Source organism: Promicromonospora sp. Populi (genome assembly GCF_041081105.1).
Lineage (GTDB): Bacteria > Actinomycetota > Actinomycetes > Actinomycetales > Cellulomonadaceae > Promicromonospora.
Genome location: NZ_CP163528.1, coordinates 5,026,615 through 5,046,580 on the forward strand (window position 1 = coordinate 5,026,615; position 19,966 = coordinate 5,046,580).

The following is a 19,966-nucleotide window of genomic DNA, read 5'->3' on the forward strand; positions in this document are numbered from 1 at the left end:
GTTCCCGTTGTCCGCCTCACCCGGCTGTATCGATTGCCACGATCCAGGAGTTGACCTCGGACACGGCCACGTCGATCGTCAGATCGGGACGTCCGACGGCCGCGGCCGCTGCGAGGAAGTCGGGTCCCCAGTGCGTGTACGCCACCACCGTGCACGGCCACTGACGGGCAACGCGGCCGAGGGCCCGTGCATCGGTTCCTCGCGCACTTAACGCGTCTGTGCACGCATCGCGCAGGTCGCGGAGCGTAACGGCGCCTTCGACCTCTGCGAGGTCGCGCAATGCGAGCAGGTCGACGATGTCGCGGGCGCGATCATTTCTCGTCATCGGCGGATCGTGAGGGTCTGTGCAGGCATGCAGTTTCTGTGCGACCTGGTAGCGGAGCGCGATCCCCAGCAGGCGGTCAGGTGATGGCAGGCCGAAGTGGTTGAGCGGTGGTGCCGTGAGCACGTCGTTCTCTGAGGCAGCCGAACCCTCGTCCGGCGCGATCTCGACCTGGACCTTCCGCCAGATCTTGCCGCGGAGACTCAGTCGGACGTCGAAGCGGCGGGGCTTCGTGACCCGCGTCGGAGTCTCGATGGTCTCGATCGGGCCGCGTTCCAGGGTGAGGGGTCCCCAGGGCTCGGCGAGAACGGCGTCGAGGTGGTGGACGAAGTCGTCGATGTCACCGCTGATCAACCCATCGACATCCTTCGTCGGCCTGGCCGATCGGCCGAGGCGGTGCTGGAGGTATGTTCCGCCCTTCAGGAGAAACATTGGTTTGTCGGTTGAGCTGACGGCGCGTTGCAGTGCCGCGACAACCACGGTGGATGCAACAAGCCAGCCAAGGCGCCCGCTGTCCAGGTTGACCTTGTCCTGGGCTGCAGCGATCCAGGAGTCCAGGACACGTGCGTTGGTCGGTTCCTTGTCGCGGTTCGGCAGAGAGCCGATCAGTGCGATTGGGTCCTGAGCGCTCACGCGCGCTCCTCCAGCCGCTTGGCGAGCTTCTCCTGGTCGACGTTCCGCAGATGTCCGGACTTGACCCCACGGTCCAATGCCTGCCGGAGCAGATAGGTCGGGACACCGCCGTCGATGCACTGCCGGATGGCAGCCGCGAGTGTGACTGTCGGGATCTCGTCCCACCACCCCATCTCGCTGTCGGCGAGATCCTCATGGTGGACCTTGTACAGGTCGCCCCCGGAGCGGCGAATTCGGCGGGCGCGCGGAACGGTGAGGTGCACATGGTCGGGGTTGATGTCGCTGACCTCGTAAGCAGCGAGGGCAGTGTCGTGGCTCAGGCATGCTCGGGGATCGCCGGCCCAGAGCACGGCTTGCATGTACGGAGCGTTGGACGTGGCCGGATAGCCCGGAAAGCGGTAGACCCCAGTGGCCACCCGTTCGATCTTCCGCCTCCGGGCGAGCATTGTGACGGCGGCGTCGTTGATGCCGAGGCGGCGAGCGTCGGCCAGGGTGACGAAGCCATGCTGGTTGAGCGCTACGCCCCAGAGTGTCTCCTGTGCCGATGTGCGCATGAGCCACCACCACCTTCCTGCCAAAATACTAACGCTTCCGTTAGTATTTTGGCAGGGCCGGGCGCTGGTGTGCGATGGTGCCGACTGGCTTTGAACTGACATGACGATCATCGTGTCGCAGGATCTAGCTCTTCGCTCCTGACGATGTGAATTGTTGCGTATAGGCAACGAGGGGTGATGGGGCCCGGCTAAGGGTGCGCCGTCCAGAAGGTCTCCAGCTCCGCGTCCAGGGCCGGGGCTACCTGCATGGGCAGCGAGTGCGTCGTGTTCGGCCAGATCTTGACCTGGACGTCCGGGATCAGCTGCGCCTTCTCGGCCCCGGCCTCACCGCCCGCCAGCGAGGAGTCGCTGGCGATCGCCACGTACACGGGCATCTGCAGGCCCCTCAGCTCGTCGTCGCTCAGGGGAGTGGGGCTAGGGATGGACGACGCGTCGTACTCCCCGGAGCCGTACCGGATCAGCCGCGCCAGCGGGTCGTCGGGGTCCACCTCCTCGGCCTCGACGCCGCCGATCCGGTTCAGCGCGGCCTCGCGCCACGACTCCGGCAGGAACGGCAGCGAAACGGGGATCGAGTTCAGGATGACCGACAGTGGCATCATGCCCACTGTCATCACCGGCTCCAGCATCGTGAGGCTGGCCAGGCGCTCCGGGTAGCGCACCGCGACCGCGGCTGCCACCCCGCCGCCCTGCGAGTGCCCCACCAGGTGGGCCCGGTCGATCTCCAGGCCGGCCATCGCCTCGTCCACCCAACGGGCGGCGTCCGCGATGCTGGTCATCGAGACCGTCTGGACCGACATCCCGGTGTCGCCGAGCGTGTCGAACGCGTACACCGTGCGGTGCTGGATGTAGTCGGGCAGGTTCTCGCCCCACATCGGGACGGCTGCTGCCCGGCCGGGCAGCAGCACCACCGGTGTGGCGTCGGGATTCTCGGCGTTCACCCAGGCATAGGCCCGAACGGTGCCGAAGCTGGTCTGGATGTCGTGCGTCTCGGTGGGCTCGGGCAGCCCCGCCATCGCTGCGGTGTAGGCGTCCTCGTAGCCCTGGCGGCCATCCAGGGAGCGGAAGTGGCCCACGCCGGGGCTGCTGGCCGCGATGAGCAGGATCAGGCCGCTGGTGGACACCACTGCCACTGCGGCCAGCAGGACGATCGGCCAGCGGCGGCGCTTGCCGGTGGGGTTCGTGCTCATGGGAGTTCCTCTCGGGGTCCGATGGCCCGGCCTGCGACCGGGTGACGTTTAGCAATGCGATCGCATCGTAACAGGTTGCGATGCGAACGTATTGCTAAACTCGGTGCATGCCCAAGATCGTCGACCACGAAGCACGCCGCGCCGAGATCGTCTTCGCGCTCTGGCTCGTGATCGCGGAGCACGGGATCGAGGGCGTCAGCCTGCGGCACGTGGCCGCCGCGGCGGGGGTCTCGATGGGCCGGATCCAGCACTACTTCGGCACCAAGGACGCGCTGGTGCTGGCCGGCTGCACGGCACTCATCGACACCGCGTACGACGACTACCTGGAGAAGACCGCAGACGCCGACCCGCGCGCCCGGTTGCTGCACGTCGTCAGCCAGCAGATCCCGCAGGACGACGCCGGGCGCATCGGCGTCAGCGTCTGGTACGCCTACGTGGCGAAGTCGATCAACCACACCGCCGTCCGCCAGGTGCTGGCCGAGGCGCGCCGGGGGGCGGAGGACGAGTGCGCCCGGCTCGTCCGTGCCGTGCGCGGCGGTGGCGACGTCGCGCACGGTGGTGATGCTACGGGCGGCGGTGCCACGGACGGCAGCGACGACGCTGCCCTGGAGCTTGCCCGGCGGCTGCTCGCACTGGCCGACGGTCTGACCCTACGCGTCCTGGTCGGTGACCTGGAGCCGGCCGAAGCCCTGGCCACGCTCGGGGCCGACGTCGACCGGGTGTGAGCGCTCGGCCTCAGTCCGCGGGGTCCGGGTCGCTGAGCAGGTCCCGGAAAAGATCCTCGGACCTCCGCGCGACGGCCACGTCTCGCGCGATCCGGTCGGCCCTGTCGCCCGGCCCGTCCCAGGCGCTGTTGCTGAGCAGTCCGCCCCGGATCCAGCCGAGGACAAGCATCGAGCCGTCGACCCCGCGCCGGGCCGCGGTCGCGGTGAGCTGCGCGAGATCGGCGTCGGACAGGTCGACGACTATCCGCCGCCCGTCGAGCTCGGCCCGCGAACAGGAGCCGCGGTCGGTCATGGATCTTCCGATCAGATGTCGTCCGGGAGGATGCGGAACGCTTTGTCCTCGGTGAGCGGGCGGATGGTCCGGAAGCCTCGCCGGTCGAGCGTCAGCACCGCGTTCGTGTAGTTGTCGCGCGCGACGACCGTGACGACTGCGTCCGTGAGGTCGAGGCGGAGGTCCTCGTACTGGGTCTGTACGGCACGTGCCGCATGCAGTACTTCTGCGCCCAGCGGAGTGATGATGAATCGTCTGGACTTCGCCTGTCGGACGATCTCGTCCATCAGGCTGCCAGCAGCTCCGCGGCCGAATCGCTGCGTGGTGAGATGGTCGAGCTCGGCCAGCACGACGGGTGGGATGAGGATGGTGCTCGCGTGGTCGATCACCTGTCGCGCGCCTTCGTGTTCTGGGGCATCCGTGTCGATCGAGGCGATGATGCCGGAGGTGTCGGCTACGACAATCATTCCGTGTCCGGCTCCAGGGTCATGGACCTGAGAATCTCGTCGGTTCGCGAGGCGAACGTCGGGTCGCCGCTCGACACGCGAGGGAAGTTGACGGGCTCGTCCCATACCCGGTTGCGCAGGATGGCGTGGCGAACTCCCTCGCGAATGATTTCAGCCTCGCTAACCCCACGTCGGGCAGCGGCGATCTTGAGGTCGCGAAGGTCGTTCTCGTCGAGGTAGACGGTGGTCCGCTTGAGAGCCATCTCTATATGGTATTCCTGCCATACGTCGATGGACGGATCGGTGCTGGGCGCGATGGCGAGCATGCGAGGCTCCTGGCTTCGACTGGTGGTCCGGGCGTCTGGCCTCAGCCTGCCGCGCGTCCGTGCGGGCGTGCGAGGCGAGTCCGGAATCCTTGCGGATACGCAACGGTCGGCCACCACCTCGTACTCTCTTCGGTGTGAGTCAGCCCCCTCCTCAGTCGGATGCCGAGCGTCTGCCCGATACCGACCGACCCGACGCCCCCGACCGGCCCGAGCTTGCCGGGTTCCGGACCAAGCCGGTGTCGTTCGTGCGGCGGTCCGGTCGCCTGACCGACAGGCAGAAGCGGATCTGGGACCAGCGCCACGACGTCTACCTGATCGACGTGCCGCGGGCGGTCGCACGCACCTCCGTGGCCCCGGAGTTCGTGCTGGACACGGCGGCGGCGTTCGGCCGCAAGGCGCCGCTGGTCGTGGAGGTCGGATCGGGGCTGGGCGACGCCGTCGTCGACGCCGCGAGCACCGATCCCGGCCGTAACTATCTCGCCGTCGAGGTCTACCAGCCCGGCATCACGCACACGATCGCGCGCGCCGAACGGGCCGGCGCAGCCCTGGGGCATGACGGGCTGCCGAACCTGCGGCTCGTGCAGGCTAACGCGGCGGAGCTCCTGGAGACCACCCTGGCGGCGGGCAGCGTGGACGAGCTCTGGGTCTTCTTCCCGGACCCGTGGCACAAGGCGCGCCATCACAAGCGCCGCCTCGTTACCGCCGAGTTCGCCGTGCTCGCGGCACGTGTGCTGCGACCCGGCGGGAGGCTGCGCCTCGCCACCGACTGGGCCGAGTACGCCGAGCAGATGTTCGAGGTCCTGGAACCGAACGAGGACCTCGCCAATCCGCACGGGCCGGGCACCCCGGCACCCCGGTTCGAGCGGCGTGTGCTCACGGGGTTCGAGCGCAAGGCACACCAGGCCGGGCGTGCGATCACCGATCTGGAGTACACGCGGCGCTGACCTGCCCGTTTCCCGGGATGGATGTCTATCCATCTGGATATAACGAGTTGGTAAATGCCGTAAACCCACCGTGTGATCTGTTTGCCTCCGGCATGTGAAGTGCGGCACATTGGGCCGGTGCGAAGTGCGCACTGGGCCGCGAGCAGAGCGCGCGCCCCCATGAGCCAATGGAGGCGTCATGAGTGACGTAGGGGCTTCAGGGCCTGTCGAAACCGATTACCAGCGTGTTGAGAGATCGGACGAGTTCCAGAGCCTCCGCAAGGCGTTCCGGAACTTCGTCTTCCCGATGACCGCACTGTTCCTCGTCTGGTACCTCCTGTACGCGCTCATGAGCACGTACGCACACGAGTTCATGAGCATCCGCGTGGGCGGCACCATCACCGTCGGGCTCATCTTCGGGCTGTTGCAGTTCGTGTCCACGTTCGTGATCACCACGCTCTACGCGCGGTGGGCGAACAACAAGTTTGACGCCCGGGCCAAGGCCCTGCGCGAGGAGATCGAGGAGGGCCAGCTGTGAACGGGACAGTTATGGCGGCGGCGCCGGTCACGAACGTCGGCAACACCTGGATCAACATCGGCATCTTCGCGGCGTTCGTCGTCGTCACTCTGATCGTCGTCTTCCGGGTGTCCCGGCAGAACAAGAGCGCCGCGGACTTCTACGCGGGTGGCCGCAACTTCACCGGCACGCAGAACGGCGTCGCCATCGCGGGCGACTACCTGTCCGCTGCGAGCTTCCTGGGTATCGCGGGTGCCATCGCCATCAACGGGTACGACGGCTTCCTGTACTCCATCGGCTTCCTCGTGGCCTGGCTCGTGGCGCTGTTGCTCGTCGCCGAGCTGCTGCGGAACACCGGCAAGTTCACCATGGCGGACGTGTTGTCGTTCCGGCTCAAGCAGCGGCCGATCCGGCTTGCTGCGGCGCTGTCCACGCTCGCGGTGGTGTTCTTCTACCTGCTGGCCCAGATGGCCGGTGCGGGCGGGCTCGTCGCGCTGCTGCTCGGCATCACCGACCGGGCCGGCCAGGGCGTCGTCATCGCCGTGGTGGGTGGCCTCATGATCCTGTACGTGCTGGTGGGCGGCATGAAGGGCACCACGTGGGTGCAGATCATCAAGGCGACGCTGCTCATCCTCGGCGCCGGCATCATGACGGTCTGGGTGCTCGCGCTCTTCGGCTTCAACCTGTCCGCCGTCATGCAGGAGGCCGTGAACCAGTCCCCCAACGGCGCGGCGATCCTCGAACCGGGTCTGCAGTACGGGGCAACGGCACTGTCCCAGCTCGACTTCCTGTCCCTCGCGCTGGCCCTGGTGCTCGGCACCGCTGGCCTGCCGCACGTGCTCACGCGCTTCTACACGGTGCCCTCGGCCAAGGAGGCCCGGAAGTCCGTGGTCGTCGCGATCTGGCTGATCGGCATCTTCTACCTGTTCACCCTGGTGCTCGGGTACGGCGCCGGGGCGCTCGTGGGCCCCGAGACGATCCTCGCAGCGCCCGGCGGGCAGAACTCGGCGGCTCCGCTGCTCGCGTTCGAGCTGGGCGGCGAGATCCTGCTCGGCATCATCGCGGCGGTCGCGTTCGCGACGATCCTCGCCGTGGTGGCCGGCCTGACGATCACGGCAGCGACGAGCTTCGCGCACGACATCTACGCCTCGATCATCAAGAAGGGGCAGGTAGCGGCGGACGGCGAGGTCCGGGTGGCCCGCTGGACGGTGGTCGTGATCGGCATCATCGCGATCATCGGCGGCATCTTCGCCAACGGGCAGAACATCGCGTTCCTCGTGGCGCTGGCGTTCTGCGTCGCGGCGTCGGCGAACCTGCCGACGATCATCTACTCGCTGTTCTGGAAGCGGTTCAACACGTCCGGCGCGCTGTGGAGCATCTACGGCGGCCTGGGCTCGACGATCATCCTGATCATCTTCTCGCCGGTCGTGTCCGGCAAGCCGGCCGACCCGGTCACCGGGCTCAGCAAGTCGATGATCAGCAACCCGGCCATCGACTTCCACTGGTTCCCGCTCGACAACCCGGGCATCGTGACCATCCCGCTCGCGTTTGTGCTCGGCATCGTCGGCACGTACCTGAGCAAGGAGCGCTCGGCCCCGGAGAAGTACGCCGAGATGGAGGTCCGTTCCCTCACGGGCGCGGGCGCGGAGAAGGCGACCGCGCACTGACGCTCTGACGATCTGAACCCGCCCCTGGCGCTCGACGAGCTGGGGGCGGGTTCGGGTTTGATTGCGTTGGTGGGCCTGGTGGTCGATCCTTCATCGCGTGACCAAACCCACCACCGGCCAGCCGGGCGGCCCTGCCGGGGCGCGCATCGGCGCGATCGATGGCCTACGCGGGCTGGCCCTGGTCCTGGTGGTGGTGTTCCACCTGTTCGGCGCCGGGCGGGTGTCCGGGGGCGTCGACGTCTTCCTCGTCCTGTCGGGCTTCCTGCTCACGGGGTCCCTCCTGCGCCGGGTCGGCACGGGGCAGCTCAACCTGGCGGACCACTACGGCCGCACCCTGGCGCGCCTGGCTCCTGCTGCCCTGGTCGTCCTCGCGGCCATCGGCGTCGCCACGTTCACGCTGGCGCCCCGCGGCCGCTGGTCGGACCTGATGCTGGAGATCGGCGCCTCGGCGACCTGGTGGGAGAACTGGCAGCTCATCACCACACAGAACGCCTATGGCGCCGCCGGTCCGGGAGCCAGCCCGCTGCAGCACTTCTGGTCGCTCGCGGTGCAGGGACAGTTCTTCGCGGTGTGGCCGCTGGTCGTGCTCGCGTGCGCGGGGCTCGCGCGGCTGACCTGGGTTCGCACGGTCGGCGGCGGAGGCCGACGCGGTCCCACGACGACTCTTCTGCTCGGGGCGGTCGCCGCGGCGGCCACGCTCGCGTCGTTCGGCTACGCGCAGTGGCTCACCGTGGTCGACCAGCCCACCGCCTACTTCAGCACGTTCGCGCGGTTCTGGGAGCCGGGCGTCGGCGCCCTCGCGGCGATCGTCCTGCCCCGGCTCGCCCCGCCCGGCCGGTGGCGGGCGGCCGGGGCGTGGGTCGGCCTGGCCGCGATAGTCGCCTGCGGTCTGCTGGTCGACGGCGCGGCACTGTTCCCCGGCCCCTTGACCCTCGTCCCGGTGGGCGGGGCCCTGCTCGTGCTGCTGGGCACGGTGGGCGCACGCGGCACTCTGCCCGACGACGGCGCGCGCACCGCCGTCGGGCAGACCGGGCCCGCGCGCCTGCTCGGCCTGCCCGCCCTGCGCCGTCTGGCGGACATCTCCTACGCCCTCTACCTGTGGCACTGGCCGCTGCTCGTGTTCTGGCTGACGGCGGTCGGCCGGGACCGCGTGGGACCGCTCGGTGCGACGGCGGTCCTGGCGGCCTCCCTGGTGCTCGGCTGGGCGACGACCCGCTGGGTCGCCGACCCCGTGCTCGCGTGGGTGCGCCGCCCGCCGGCGCCTGCTCCGCGCGACGGCGCACCCGCGCAGCGCCGCCCGCGCGTCCGGCCGGCCGTCGCGGCGCTCTGTGTGCTCGGTGCGGCCAGCCTCGCGGTGCTCGGCCTGGGGCAGGCGGGGGAGCGGGCCCACACCGCCGTCCTGGACCGCGAGGTGGCGCTGCTGGCCACGCCGTCGTCGGCCCACCCGGGTGCGGCGGTCCTTGCACCGGGCTATGACCCGGCGTCCGTCTCCACCGCTGCCCCGCGCCCCGCCACCTACCTCGCTCCGCGCGACCGGCGACGGCTCGGCGGCTGCGTGCAGCGCCAGGTCCCGAACCCCGCGGTGGTCGAGTGCACGGTGGTGCCGACGCACTCGGGTGAGGACCCGACGGCGCGGGTGTACCTGCTCGGCGCCTCGCACATCCAGACCTGGGAGGACGCGTTCGTGTCGCTCGCCACCGAGAACGGCTGGGAGCTGTCGGAGCTGCTCAAGCACGGCTGCCGGTATGCCCTGGGCGACGCGGCGGAGACCGAGGGCGCCACCATGTCAGCGGCGTGCAGCGAGTGGAACCGGGACGTGCGGGCGCGCCTGCGGGACGACCCGCCCGACGTCGTGATCGTCGAGGGCACGCGGACCTATGAGGACGGCAGCCCCGAGGTTGTGCTGCCGGGCCAGGCGGCGGCGTGGCGTGAGCTGGACGCGTGGGGCATCACGGTCGTCACCGTCCGCGACAATCCCCGGTTCGCGCGTCCCGTCCCGGAGTGTCTCGACGACGTCGCGGGTGCGGGCGGCGCGGACGGCGCGATCAGCCCGGCCGACCGCGCGGCCTGCGGGCGAGACCGGGGCGCGGTGATGGCCAAGGTCTCCCCGCTCGCCGCCGCGCCCGCGTCCGGGGACGACGGCGGCCAGGGTGACGCCGCCGTCGTCGTCCCGAAGACCGCCGTGCACCTGGACCTCACCGACCGGATGTGCACCGACACCCGGTGCGAGGCGGTGGTGGGCAACGTCGTCGCATACCGGGACGACGACCACCTGACCGGCACGTACGTGCGCAGCCTGCTCCCCGCCCTCCGGGGGCAGCTCGGTGACCGCGCGCCCTGGCTCGTCCGCGGTTCAGCCGACGAGGGCGGCCGCGCGTTCCAGGCGGATAACCACTGACTTCGACGCCGGGGTGTTGCTGCCCTCCGCCGTGTGGTCCAGGGGGACCAGCACGTTGGTCTCCGGGAAGTACGCCGCGGCGCACCCGCGCGCCGTCGGGAAGGTGACGACCCGGAACCCGGACGCACGGCGGTCGCCGTCGGACCACTCGCTGATCAGGTCGACCGTCTCGCCGTCGGCGAATCCGAGCTCCGTCAGGTCCTCGGGGCTGACGAACACGACGCGCCGCCCGCCCTTGATGCCCCGGTACCGGTCGTCCAGGCCGTACACGGTGGTGTTGAACTGGTCGTGGGAGCGGACCGTCTGGAGCAGCAGGCGGCCCGGCGGCACCTGGACGATCTCGAGCTCGTTGACCGTGAAGTTGGCTTTGCCGGTATGCGTCGGGAACAGGCGGGCGTCGCGCGGCGGGTGGGGCAGCACAAACCCGCCCGGCTCGGCCACGCGCCGCTCGAAGTCCTCGAAGCCCGGCACCACCCGCGAGATCGAGTCGCGGACCCGGGCGTAGTCGGCGGCGAAGTCCTCCCACGGCGTGGGGTCCTCGGCGCCCAGCGCGCGGCGGGCCAGGTCGCACAGGATCGCGGTCTCGCTGCGCAGGTGGTCCGACGCCGGGGTCAGCCGGCCCCGGGACGTGTGCACCACGCTCATGGAGTCCTCGACGGTGACCACCTGTTCGCGGCCTGCCGTCCGGTCCCGCTCGGTGCGGCCGAGGCACGGCAGGACCAGGGACCGCTTGCCGGGCAGGACGTGCGAGCGGTTCAGCTTCGTCGAGACGTGCACCGTGAGCGGGACCTCGCGCAGCGCGGCCTCCGTGACCGCGCTGTCGGGGGTGGCCGCGGCGAAGTTGCCGCCCACCGCCATGAAGACCCGCAGCTGCCCGTCTCGCAGGGCACGCACGGTGTCCACGACGTCGAACCCATGAGCGCGCGGCGGCTCGAACCCGAACTCGGTGCCGAGCGCGTCCAGGAACGCCGCGGGCGGCCGCTCCCAGATACCCATGGTGCGGTCGCCCTGCACGTTGCTGTGCCCGCGCACCGGGCACGCGCCCGCGCCCGGCCGGCCGACGTTCCCGCGCAGCAGCAGGAAGCTCACCACCTCGCGGATGGTCGCCACCGCCTGCTTGTGCTGGGTCAGGCCCATCGCCCAGCAGACGATGACGCTCTTGGCGGCCAGGACGTCCTCGACGAAGCTCTCGATCTCGGACCGGTCCAGGCCGGTGGCGGCATCGACGTCGTCCCACGACAGGTCGCGCCAGGAGGCCGCGGCCTCCTGGAAGCCGGCGGTGTGCTGGTTGATGAAGTCGTGGTCCAGGACGGGCGCGTGCCCCGCGGTGCGGGCGTCGTCGTCGGCCTCCAGCAGGAGGCGGTTGACCGCCTGGAACAGGGCCAGGTCGCCGGCGAGCCGGACCTGGAGGAACCGGTCGGCGAGCTTTGTGCCCTTACCCACGACGCCGCGCACCCGCTGCGGGTTCTTGAACGTCTGCAGCCCGGCCTCGGGCAGGGGGTTGATCGCCACGATCCGCGCGCCGCGGTCCTTGGCCTCCTCCAGCGCGGTGAGCATGCGGGGGTGGTTGGTCCCGGGATTCTGCCCGACGACGACGATCAGGTCGGCGTGGTCGGTGATGTCCTCCAGCGACACGCTGCCCTTGCCGATGCCCAGCGTCTCCATCAGTGCGCTGCCGGACGACTCGTGGCACATGTTCGAGCAGTCCGGCAGGTTGTTCGTGCCGAGCTTGCGGGCCAGGAGCTGGTAGACGAACGCGGCCTCGTTGCTGGTACGGCCGGAGGTGTAGAACGCCGCCTGGTCCGGGGAGTCGAGCCCGCGGAGCTCGGTCGCGACCACGTCGAGGGCCTCGTCCCAGGAGACTGGCCGGTAGTGGTCGCTGCCCTCGTCGCGCAGCATCGGCTCGGTGAGTCGCCCGGACTTGCCCAGCTTGTGGTCGGTCCAGGTAGCGAGCTCGGAGATCGAGTGCTCGGCGAAGAACGCCGCATCCGCGCGCTGGCGCGTGGACTCCTCGGCGACCGCCTTGGCGCCGTTCTCGCAGAACTCCGCGAGGTGCGGCTTGCCCGGTTCGGGCCAGGCGCAGCCGGGGCAGTCGAAGCCCCCGTGCTGGTTCAGCAGGGGGAGCGTGCGCAGGCCCCGGGCGACGCCCGCCTCGTCCAGGACGTGGGCCAGGCCATGGACGACGCCGGGCACACCCGCGGCTCTGGTCTTCGGGGGGCCGATCCGCAGGCTCTGCTCGGGGGCGTCGGTGCGGGCTTCGTCGCTCACGTCGGTCACGGGAGCGACCCTACGCCGGATGTGGCCTGCTCGGGAGAGGTCTGTTCGCCGCCGACTGCGGCCAGGTGGGTGGTCAGGGTGCGAGACTGGCGGCATGGGAGTCGTCACCGACCGACGGCGGGTCGTCCGCGTCCGCGAGGGTGCTCGCGCGGAGCGCCCGGACACGCTCGCCGTCGAGGAACCGCTCATGATCCGGCTGGTCGGGCCCGGCGGGCTCGTCCGGCCGGCCCGCCCGGTGGGTACCGCCCTGCTGGGGCCGCGCCTGTCGTCCGGTACTCGCTCGTTGCCGGACCCGGGCTCCCCGTCGGGCGGAGGCGGGGAGGACGGCGACAGCACGCTGACCGTGACGATGCGTACGCCCGGCGACGACTTCGACCTCGTGGCGGGGTGGCTCGTCTCGGAGGGGTCGGTGGCCGCGCCGTCGGACATCGTAGGGATGCGGCTGTGCCCGGACGAGGACAACACCGTCGAGGTAGCGCTCGCGCGCGGCGTCGAGCCGCCGCGGGCGCGGGCGTTCGCCACGACGAGCGCATGCGGGGTCTGCGGCTCGGACACCGTCGTGGAGGTGCGCGCCGGGCTGCGCTGGCCGGTCGCGAACGACCCGGTCGAGGTCGCCTCCGACGTGATCTCTGCCCTGCCCGACCTGCTTCGGGAGCGCCAGCGCGCCTTCGACCGGACGGGCGGCCTGCACGCGGCCGGCTTGTTCAGGGCCGACGGCGAACCGCTGTACGTCCGGGAGGACGTCGGCCGGCACAACGCCGTCGACAAGGTGATCGGTGCGGCGCTGCGCGACGGCGCACTGCCCGCTGCTGGGACGATTCTCCAGGTCAGCGGGCGGGCGTCGTTCGAGCTGGTGCAGAAGGCGGCGCAGGCCGGGATCCCGGTGCTGTCCGCGATCTCGGCGCCCTCTACGCTCGCCGTGGACCTGGCCGACGAGTGCGGTCTGACCCTGCTGGGTTTTGTGCGCGGCGAGTCGATGAACGTCTACACGCGGGCGGACCGGCTGAGCTGAGCCGGTCCGCCCGTGGCTCACCCGGTGAAGAGCGGGATGACGCTCCTAATCGTCTGGAACAGGCCGTAGGCCAGCGGCACGGTCACGACCGCCCAGGTGACGATCAGCCGCGGGACCTGGTTGGAGGTTCGTTCCGGCGTCTGCTCGGTCATGGTCACACCTTCCCTTCGGCGAGGTCGCCCGCCGGCGCCGCCGGCTCGTGGAACCGCGCCGCCACGGGCCGGACCAGCGCGTTGGCCACGAAGCCGACTGCGAGCACGCCCACCATGGTGAACAGCGCGGGCCGGTAGTCCGCGGCGACGAGCTCGCCCGGCGTCCCCTGGGCGTCGAGGAACCCGTTGATGATGAGCGGCCCGGCGATGCCCGCCGCCGACCACGCGGTGAGCAGGCGGCCGTGGATTGCACCCACCTGGAACGTGCCGAACATGTCGCGCAGGTAGGCGGGGATGGTCGCGAAGCCACCGCCGTAGAACGACAGAATCACGGCGGCGACGAGCACGAAGATCGCCGTCGACGTGTGCCCCACGGTGGCCAGCAGCACGTACAGGATCATGCCGACGCCCAGGTACATGACGTAGGTCGGCTTGCGGCCGATGTAGTCCGACGTGGAGGACCAGACGAACCGGCCGGCCATGTTGAACAGCGACAGGAACGCCACGAAACCGGCCGCCGTCGCCGGCGCGACCGAGGAGATGCCGTCCGTCCGGAAGAAGTCCTGGATCATCGGCGCGGCCTGCTCCAGGATGCCGATGCCCGCGGTCACGTTGCAGAACAGGACCGTCCACAGGAACCAGAACTGCGGGGTCTTGATCGCGTTCGCGGCGGAGACGTTCGCGGTCGACACCATCGGCTTGGCCGCGACCGCACTGGCGTCGAAGCCCGCGGGCGTCCAGCCGGGCGGGGGAACCTTCACCGTGAACACACCGAGCATCATGACCAGGAAGTACACGATGCCGAGGGTCACGAAGAGCGAAGCGACGGCGCTGCCGGTGGCCACCGAGGTGGGGTCAGAGGGGTCGTAGCCGCTGTCATAGAACGACATGAGCTGGCGCGACAGGGGTGACGCGACGAGCGCACCGCCGCCGAACCCCATGATCGCCATGCCGGTGGCCAGGCCAGGCCGGTCCGGGAACCACTTGATCAGCGTGGACACGGGCGAGATGTAGCCGATGCCGAGCCCGATGCCGCCGATGAAGCCGTACCCGAGGTAGACCAGCCAGAGCTGCGACGTCGCGATGCCGAGCGCCCCGACGAGGAACCCGGAGGCCCAGAAGGAGGCGGAGGCGAACATTGCGGCGCGCGGCCCGGCCCGCTCCACCCAGGTGCCCATCACCGCGGCCGAGAGGCCGAGCATGACGATGGCGATGGAAAAGATGATGCCGATAGCGGTCAGGCTGGACTCGAAGTGGGCGACCAGCGCGCTCTTGTAGACGCTGGTGGCATAGGCCTGGCCGATGCATAGATGGATCGCGAGCGCCGCAGGCGGAATGAGCCACCTGCTGTAACCCGGCTTCGCCACCGTGTGCTCGCGGTCGAGGAACGACAGCGCCACGGAGCACCTCCTCGTGCTTGAGGGGTCCGGCCGCTGGGAATGCGGTTTCACCCCGGTTCGCTGCGCACGCTACTCACGCTCAATGTCCGGGTCAATGACCGATCGCGTGCCGCGCGCCGCCTGTTTCCGAACCGGGTCCGGTCAGTTTGTGTCGTGTCCCGGGCTGGTCTTGCGGTGAGCTTCGAGCGGGATCACCGCCGCCGTCGGACACGCGCCGTCGGATGCGACAGATGTCAGTGGCTACGGGCACAATCTGTCCCGACCTTCTAGAAGTGAGGTAAGGGACAAGTGGCAAGTATCAACCGGCGGATCGCCGAGGAGCTGGGTGTCCGCGAGGGACAGGTGACCGCTGCGGTCGACCTGCTCGACGGCGGCGCGACAGTGCCGTTCATCGCCCGCTACCGCAAGGAGGTCACGGGCACGCTCGACGACGCGCAGCTGCGCACCCTGGAGGAGCGCCTGCGGTACCTCCGGGAGCTGGAGGAGCGACGCGCGGCGATCCTGGCGTCGGTGGAGGAGCAGGGCAAGCTTGACGACGAGCTGCGTGCCCAGATCCTGTCCGCGGAGACCAAGTCGCGCCTGGAGGACATCTACCTCCCGTTCAAGCCGAAGCGGCGCACCAAGGCGCAGATCGCCCGCGAGGCCGGCCTGGAGCCGCTCGCCACCGCGCTGCTCGGCGACCCGTCGCTCGACCCGGTGACGGCCGCGCAGCAGTACGTCGACGCCGAGAAGGGCGTGGCCGACGCCGACACGGCGCTCGCCGGTGCCCGCGCGATCCTCGTGGAGCGTATGGGCGAGGACGCCGACCTGATCGGCACGCTGCGCGAGCGGCTGTGGAAGCGCGGTCGGATGCTGTCCACCGTCCGTGACGGGGCACAGGACAAGGGCGCCAAGTTCTCGGACTACTTCGAGTTCGGCCAGGCCCTGTCCGGCCTGCCGTCGCACCGTGTGCTCGCCCTCTTCCGCGGTGAGAAGGAGGACGTGCTGGACCTGACGATCGAGCCGGAGGAGGGCGTCGAGGCGGGCGTGCCGACGTCGTACGAGGCCACGATCGCGCACCAGTTCGACATCACGAACCAGGGGCGCCCCGGCGACCGCTGGCTCGCCGACACGGTCCGCTGGGCGTGGCGCACCAAGATCCTGGTGCACCTCGGCATCGATGTGCGGCTGCGGTTGCGCTCCGAGGCGGAGGACGAGGCCGTGCGCGTGTTCGCGGCCAACCTGCGCGACCTGCTGCTCGCGGCACCCGCGGGTACCCGGGCCACGATGGGTCTTGACCCGGGCCTGCGCACCGGCGTGAAGGTCGCCGTCGTGGACGCGACCGGCAAGGTCGTCGAGTACGCGACGATCTACCCGCACCAGCCGGCGAACCGCTGGGACGAGTCGCTCGCCACGCTTGCCACGCTGGCCAAGAAGCACAACGTCGACCTCGTGGCGATCGGCAACGGCACGGCGTCGCGCGAGACCGAGCGACTGGCGGCCGACCTGATGAAGAAGGCGCCGGAGCTCGGGCTGACCAAGGCGATCGTGTCGGAGGCGGGCGCGTCCGTGTACTCGGCGTCCGCCTACGCGAGCGCCGAGCTGCCGGACCTGGACGTGTCCATCCGGGGCGCGGTCTCCATCGCGCGCCGCCTGCAGGACCCGCTGGCCGAGCTCGTGAAGATCGACCCCCGGTCGATCGGCGTGGGCCAGTACCAGCACGACATCACCGAGACCAAGCTCTCGCGGTCCCTGGACGCCGTGGTGGAGGACTGCGTGAACGGCGTCGGTGTTGACCTCAATACGGCGTCGGTGCCGCTGCTGTCCCGCGTCTCGGGCATCACCTCGACGCTCGCGGAGAACATCGTGGCCCACCGGGACGCCAACGGGCCGTACGCGTCGCGGGCGGCGCTCAAGGGCGTTCCTCGACTGGGACCCAAGGCGTTCGAGCAGTGCGCGGGCTTCCTCAAGGTCTCGGGCGGCGCCGAACCGCTCGACGCGTCGTCCGTGCACCCCGAGGCGTACCCGCTGGCGCGGCGCATCGTGTCGGCGTCCGGGGCCGAGGTCACGGGGCTCATCGGCAACGGTGGTGCGCTGCGCACGCTCAAGCCCACTCAGTTCGTGGACGAGACGTTCGGCCTGCCCACGGTCACCGACATCTTCGCCGAGCTGGAGAAGCCGGGCCGCGACCCGCGGCCCGCGTTCACCACGGCGTCCTTCGCGGACGGCGTCGAGACGCTCGGCGACCTGGTGCCCGGCATGGTGCTGGAGGGCCAGGTCACCAACGTCGCGGCGTTCGGGGCCTTCGTGGACATCGGTGTGCACCAGGACGGGCTCGTGCACGTCTCGGCGATGTCCAAGAACTTCGTCAGCGACCCGCGCGAGGTCGTGAAGTCGGGCGACATCGTCAAGGTGAAGGTCATGGACGTGGACCTGCAGCGCAAGCGGGTAGCGCTGACGCTGCGCCTGGACGACGAGGTTGGCGCTGCCCCAGGCGGCCGGGCGTCCGGTGGTTCGCGGTCCGGAGGTTCCGGTGGCACCGGAGGCCAGGGCGGCGACCGGCAGGGCGGGCGTGGCGGCGGACGACAGGGCGGTGGACAGCGCGGCGGCGACCGGCAGGGCGGCGGCGGTCGTCCGGCACCCGCGGACACAGCGATGGCGGACGCCCTGCGGAAGGCCGGCCTGGCCTGACCTTGTCAGATGCTCCAGGCTCGTTGGACGTGCAGATCACCGGGGCGACCTGCACGCCCAACGGGTCTGGAGCGTTCGGTCAGGCAGGAAGGTCGTAGGTTCGGTCGCCGAAGTCAGCGATGATGCGGACCTTGCCGCCGAGGGCCGCGATGTAAGACTCGAGCGTGGCGAGCTCGGTGCGGGAGATCTCGCCGTGCTCGATCGCGGAGACCCGGCGCTGCGAGACGCCCATTGCCGCCCCGACCTCGGCCTGAGTGCGGTGCATCTCGGTGCGGATCTGGGCGAGGTGGTACGCGGCGATCTCCCGCTCGCTGCGTGCACGCGCTGTGGCCTCTCGTTCGGGTGTGACAGGTCGCTTGGCCTTGACGTCTCGCCATGACGTGAACTCGGTGCTCATCGCTTCTCCTCCTGCGCGTCGAGCCATCCCGTGAACCTGTCCTCCGCCAGTCGGATGGCTGAGGGATACCAGGCGTTCCATGATCCGGCCTTGTCGCCGGCAACCAGCAGGATTGCCCGCCGGTTCGGGTCGAAGAGGAACAGGATGCGGATCGTATCGGCTCGTAATTCCTTCATGTTGTGTCGGTTGCTTCGGGTGATCCGGTCCACTGCGGGTCGTCCCAACTGTGGACCGTTGACTTCGAGCAGGTCGATCCGAGCCGACACCAGGTCATATGTGTCGTCGGGTAGGCCGAGTACGAACGACTCGACTTCAGGATGGAGGATGACTTCCCAGGGCATCCCCGCACCCTAGAACGTATGCATTCTATCCGCGATCGCTCCGTGTGGGAAGGTTGGCAGCGCGGACCCGCGTCATGGGGGGAGGATGACGGCATGAGTCTTTCCGAGGAGTCCTTCGACGTCATCGTCATCGGGGGCGGGCCGGTGGGCGAGAACGCGGCCGACCGCGCCTCGCGCACCGGCCTCTCCGTCGCCCTGGTCGAGTCCGAGCTGGTGGGCGGTGAGTGCTCCTACTGGGCGTGCATGCCGTCCAAGGTGCTGCTGCGCGCGGGTGCCGTCCGTGCGCTTGCGCGCGAGACGCCCGGCCTGACGGACCCCGGCCCGCCCGACGTCGCCGCCGTCCTCGCCCGGCGTGACGAGATCACCAGCAACTGGGATGACGCCGGGCAGGTCTCCTGGGTCGAGGGCGCCGGCCTGACGCTCGTGCGCGGGCACGGCCGGTTGGTCGGCGAGCGGCTCGTGGAGGTCACGGTGCCGAAGGATGACGACGGCGAGTCCGGCGGCGGCCTCGCGGAGGCGGAGGCCGGGGGCGCACCCGCGACCCGGCTCCTCCGCGCCCGGCACGCCGTGATCGTCGCGACTGGCAGCGTGCCCGTGCTGCCCGGCGTCCCGGGGCTGGCGGAGGCCTCGCCCTGGTCCAGCCGCGAGGCGACGGCGGCCGAGGCGATCCCCGAGTCCCTCGTTGTGGTCGGCGGCGGCGTGGTGGGCGTCGAGATGGCGAACGCCTACGCGGATCTCGGTGCGCAGGTGACGCTGCTGGCCCGGGGCGGCCTGCTCACGAACGCTGAGCCGTTCGCGGGCGAGATGGTCGCCGACTCGTTGCGCGCGATCGGCGTCGACATCCGGACCGGCGTGGAGCTCAGCTCGGTCGAGCGGCCCGGCACCGGCGCGGAGAACGAGCCCGCCGGTCCCGTGACGGTCACCCTGTCCGACGGCGCGCGGGTGACTGCCGCCGAGATCCTCGTGGCGACCGGACGTGTGCCGCGCACGGCCGACCTGAACGTCGAGAGCGTCGGCCTTGACGACTCCGCGCTGGGCCGCGGCGGGGCGCTCGTCGTCGACGAGTCGATGCAGGTCACGGGCGTACCGGAAGGCTGGCTGTACGCGTGCGGCGACGTGACCGGCCGCGCCCCGACCACGCACCAGGGCAAGTATCAGGGGCGGGTGGTCGGCGACGTGGTGGCTGCTCGGTACGGCACGGAGGCTGGTGACCGGGCACCGACGAGCGGTGACCCGGCGCCCGTCGTCGGGCAGGAGGGGAAGCCGTGGTCGCGGTATGCCGCGACCGCCGACCAGACGGCGCGGGTCCAGGTCGTGTTCACGCGGCCGCAGGTGAGCTGGGTGGGGCCGACGGAGCGCGAGGCGCGCGCGGCCGGGATCCCGGTGGAGGCCGTGTCCTACGACCTGTCCTGGGTGTCCGGCGCGAGCGTGGAGACGCCCGGCTACTCGGGCCGCGCCCAGGTGCTCGTCGACACGCAGCGGCGGGTCCTCGTGGGCGCCACCTTCGTGGGGCCGGACGCCGGGGAGATGCTGCACGCCGCGACCATCGCCGTCGTCGGCGAGGTACCGCTGGACCGCCTGTGGCACGCGGTCCCCGCCTACCCGACGGTCAGCGAGGTCTGGCTCCGCTTCCTGGAGTCCTACGGCCTCTGACCGGACCCCGCGCCGCCGTCGGCTGCCAAACGTTTTGAGACCTAGGTTTCTTCGCTTTGGAGGGCTCCAAAGCGAAGAAACCTAGGACTCAAAGG

19 protein-coding genes are annotated in these 19,966 nt (G+C 70.3%); 8 read left to right on the plus strand and 11 right to left on the minus strand.

Going from position 1 to position 19,966, the window contains the following annotated elements; translation table 11 throughout:
• Positions 1-16: 16 nt before the first annotated feature.
• From AB1046_RS22815 to AB1046_RS22825, 3 genes are all read right to left on the minus strand, one after another.
• Positions 17-955 (minus strand): nucleotidyl transferase AbiEii/AbiGii toxin family protein, encoded by a 939-nt coding sequence (locus tag AB1046_RS22815; RefSeq protein WP_369371562.1) that lies wholly within the window; start codon positions 953-955, stop codon positions 17-19.
• A complete protein-coding gene (locus AB1046_RS22820) occupies positions 952-1,509 on the minus strand; it encodes a type IV toxin-antitoxin system AbiEi family antitoxin domain-containing protein (protein WP_369371563.1) in 558 nt (185 codons plus the stop codon). Before AB1046_RS22820 ends, AB1046_RS22815 begins: the two co-directional genes overlap by 4 nt.
• Before the next feature lie 188 nt (positions 1,510-1,697).
• Entirely contained in the window at positions 1,698-2,696 is a 999-nt protein-coding gene (locus AB1046_RS22825; RefSeq protein WP_369371564.1) for an alpha/beta fold hydrolase, read from the minus strand.
• A gap of 107 nt (positions 2,697-2,803) precedes the next feature.
• Between AB1046_RS22825 and AB1046_RS22830 the strand changes: the two genes are divergently transcribed.
• A complete protein-coding gene (locus AB1046_RS22830) occupies positions 2,804-3,421 on the plus strand; it encodes a TetR family transcriptional regulator C-terminal domain-containing protein (protein WP_369371565.1) in 618 nt (205 codons plus the stop codon).
• Positions 3,422-3,431: 10 nt separating this feature from the next.
• Here the strand turns inward: AB1046_RS22830 and AB1046_RS22835 are convergent, their stop codons facing one another.
• The 3 genes from AB1046_RS22835 to AB1046_RS22845 are packed head-to-tail and all read right to left on the minus strand — an operon-like array spanning position 3,432 to position 4,464.
• On the minus strand, positions 3,432-3,713 hold the full coding sequence (locus AB1046_RS22835; protein WP_369371566.1) for a hypothetical protein: 282 nt from the start codon (positions 3,711-3,713) through the stop codon (positions 3,432-3,434).
• A gap of 11 nt (positions 3,714-3,724) precedes the next feature.
• Entirely contained in the window at positions 3,725-4,159 is a 435-nt protein-coding gene (locus AB1046_RS22840) for a type II toxin-antitoxin system VapC family toxin (protein ID WP_369371567.1), read from the minus strand.
• Positions 4,156-4,464 (minus strand): CopG family transcriptional regulator, encoded by a 309-nt coding sequence (locus AB1046_RS22845; RefSeq protein ID WP_369371568.1) that lies wholly within the window; start codon positions 4,462-4,464, stop codon positions 4,156-4,158. Before AB1046_RS22845 ends, AB1046_RS22840 begins: the two co-directional genes overlap by 4 nt.
• A gap of 134 nt (positions 4,465-4,598) precedes the next feature.
• On the opposite strand from AB1046_RS22845, the gene trmB reads away from it, so the two are divergent.
• The 4 genes from trmB to AB1046_RS22865 all read left to right on the plus strand — a co-directional run bounded on the left by trmB (position 4,599) and on the right by AB1046_RS22865 (position 9,969).
• Positions 4,599-5,408 (plus strand): tRNA (guanosine(46)-N7)-methyltransferase TrmB, encoded by an 810-nt coding sequence (gene trmB / locus AB1046_RS22850; protein ID WP_369371569.1) that lies wholly within the window; start codon positions 4,599-4,601, stop codon positions 5,406-5,408.
• A 178-nt stretch (positions 5,409-5,586) separates the two neighbouring features.
• Positions 5,587-5,925 (plus strand): DUF485 domain-containing protein, encoded by a 339-nt coding sequence (locus AB1046_RS22855; RefSeq protein WP_369371570.1) that lies wholly within the window; start codon positions 5,587-5,589, stop codon positions 5,923-5,925.
• An 11-nt stretch (positions 5,926-5,936) separates the two neighbouring features.
• Complete coding sequence (locus AB1046_RS22860) at positions 5,937-7,571, plus strand: cation acetate symporter (protein ID WP_369375821.1); 1,635 nt, start codon at positions 5,937-5,939, stop codon at positions 7,569-7,571.
• A gap of 97 nt (positions 7,572-7,668) precedes the next feature.
• Complete coding sequence (locus tag AB1046_RS22865; protein WP_369371571.1) at positions 7,669-9,969, plus strand: acyltransferase family protein; 2,301 nt, start codon at positions 7,669-7,671, stop codon at positions 9,967-9,969.
• Here AB1046_RS22865 and AB1046_RS22870 read toward each other — a convergent pair.
• Positions 9,925-12,237: an FdhF/YdeP family oxidoreductase gene (locus AB1046_RS22870; RefSeq protein ID WP_369375823.1), complete on the minus strand. Its 2,313-nt coding sequence runs from the start codon at positions 12,235-12,237 to the stop codon at positions 9,925-9,927. The two genes, AB1046_RS22865 and AB1046_RS22870, sit on opposite strands and share 45 nt — an antisense overlap.
• 103 nt (positions 12,238-12,340) lie before the next feature.
• On the opposite strand from AB1046_RS22870, the gene fdhD reads away from it, so the two are divergent.
• Positions 12,341-13,258 (plus strand): formate dehydrogenase accessory sulfurtransferase FdhD, encoded by a 918-nt coding sequence (gene fdhD, locus AB1046_RS22875; RefSeq protein ID WP_369371572.1) that lies wholly within the window; start codon positions 12,341-12,343, stop codon positions 13,256-13,258.
• A 17-nt stretch (positions 13,259-13,275) separates the two neighbouring features.
• Here the strand turns inward: fdhD and AB1046_RS22880 are convergent, their stop codons facing one another.
• Positions 13,276-13,410, minus strand: a complete 135-nt coding sequence (locus AB1046_RS22880; protein WP_369371573.1) for a hypothetical protein — start codon at positions 13,408-13,410, stop codon at positions 13,276-13,278.
• 2 nt (positions 13,411-13,412) lie between these two features.
• On the minus strand, positions 13,413-14,804 hold the full coding sequence (locus AB1046_RS22885; protein ID WP_369375825.1) for an OFA family MFS transporter: 1,392 nt from the start codon (positions 14,802-14,804) through the stop codon (positions 13,413-13,415).
• A gap of 294 nt (positions 14,805-15,098) precedes the next feature.
• Here AB1046_RS22885 and AB1046_RS22890 point away from each other — a divergent pair, with 294 nt between their 5' ends.
• A complete protein-coding gene (locus AB1046_RS22890; protein ID WP_369371574.1) occupies positions 15,099-17,480 on the plus strand; it encodes a Tex family protein in 2,382 nt (793 codons plus the stop codon).
• A gap of 79 nt (positions 17,481-17,559) precedes the next feature.
• Here AB1046_RS22890 and AB1046_RS22895 read toward each other — a convergent pair whose 3' ends face one another.
• Positions 17,560-17,877 (minus strand): helix-turn-helix domain-containing protein, encoded by a 318-nt coding sequence (locus AB1046_RS22895; RefSeq protein ID WP_369371575.1) that lies wholly within the window; start codon positions 17,875-17,877, stop codon positions 17,560-17,562.
• The gene (locus AB1046_RS22900; protein ID WP_369371576.1) at positions 17,874-18,218 is read right to left on the minus strand and encodes a type II toxin-antitoxin system RelE/ParE family toxin; all 345 of its coding nucleotides are present in this window, start codon (positions 18,216-18,218) and stop codon (positions 17,874-17,876) included. The genes AB1046_RS22895 and AB1046_RS22900 overlap by 4 nt, the downstream gene beginning before the upstream one ends.
• Positions 18,219-18,311: 93 nt before the next feature.
• On the opposite strand from AB1046_RS22900, the gene AB1046_RS22905 reads away from it, so the two are divergent.
• Positions 18,312-19,871 (plus strand): NAD(P)/FAD-dependent oxidoreductase, encoded by a 1,560-nt coding sequence (locus AB1046_RS22905; protein ID WP_369371577.1) that lies wholly within the window; start codon positions 18,312-18,314, stop codon positions 19,869-19,871.
• Positions 19,872-19,966 lie beyond the last annotated feature (95 nt).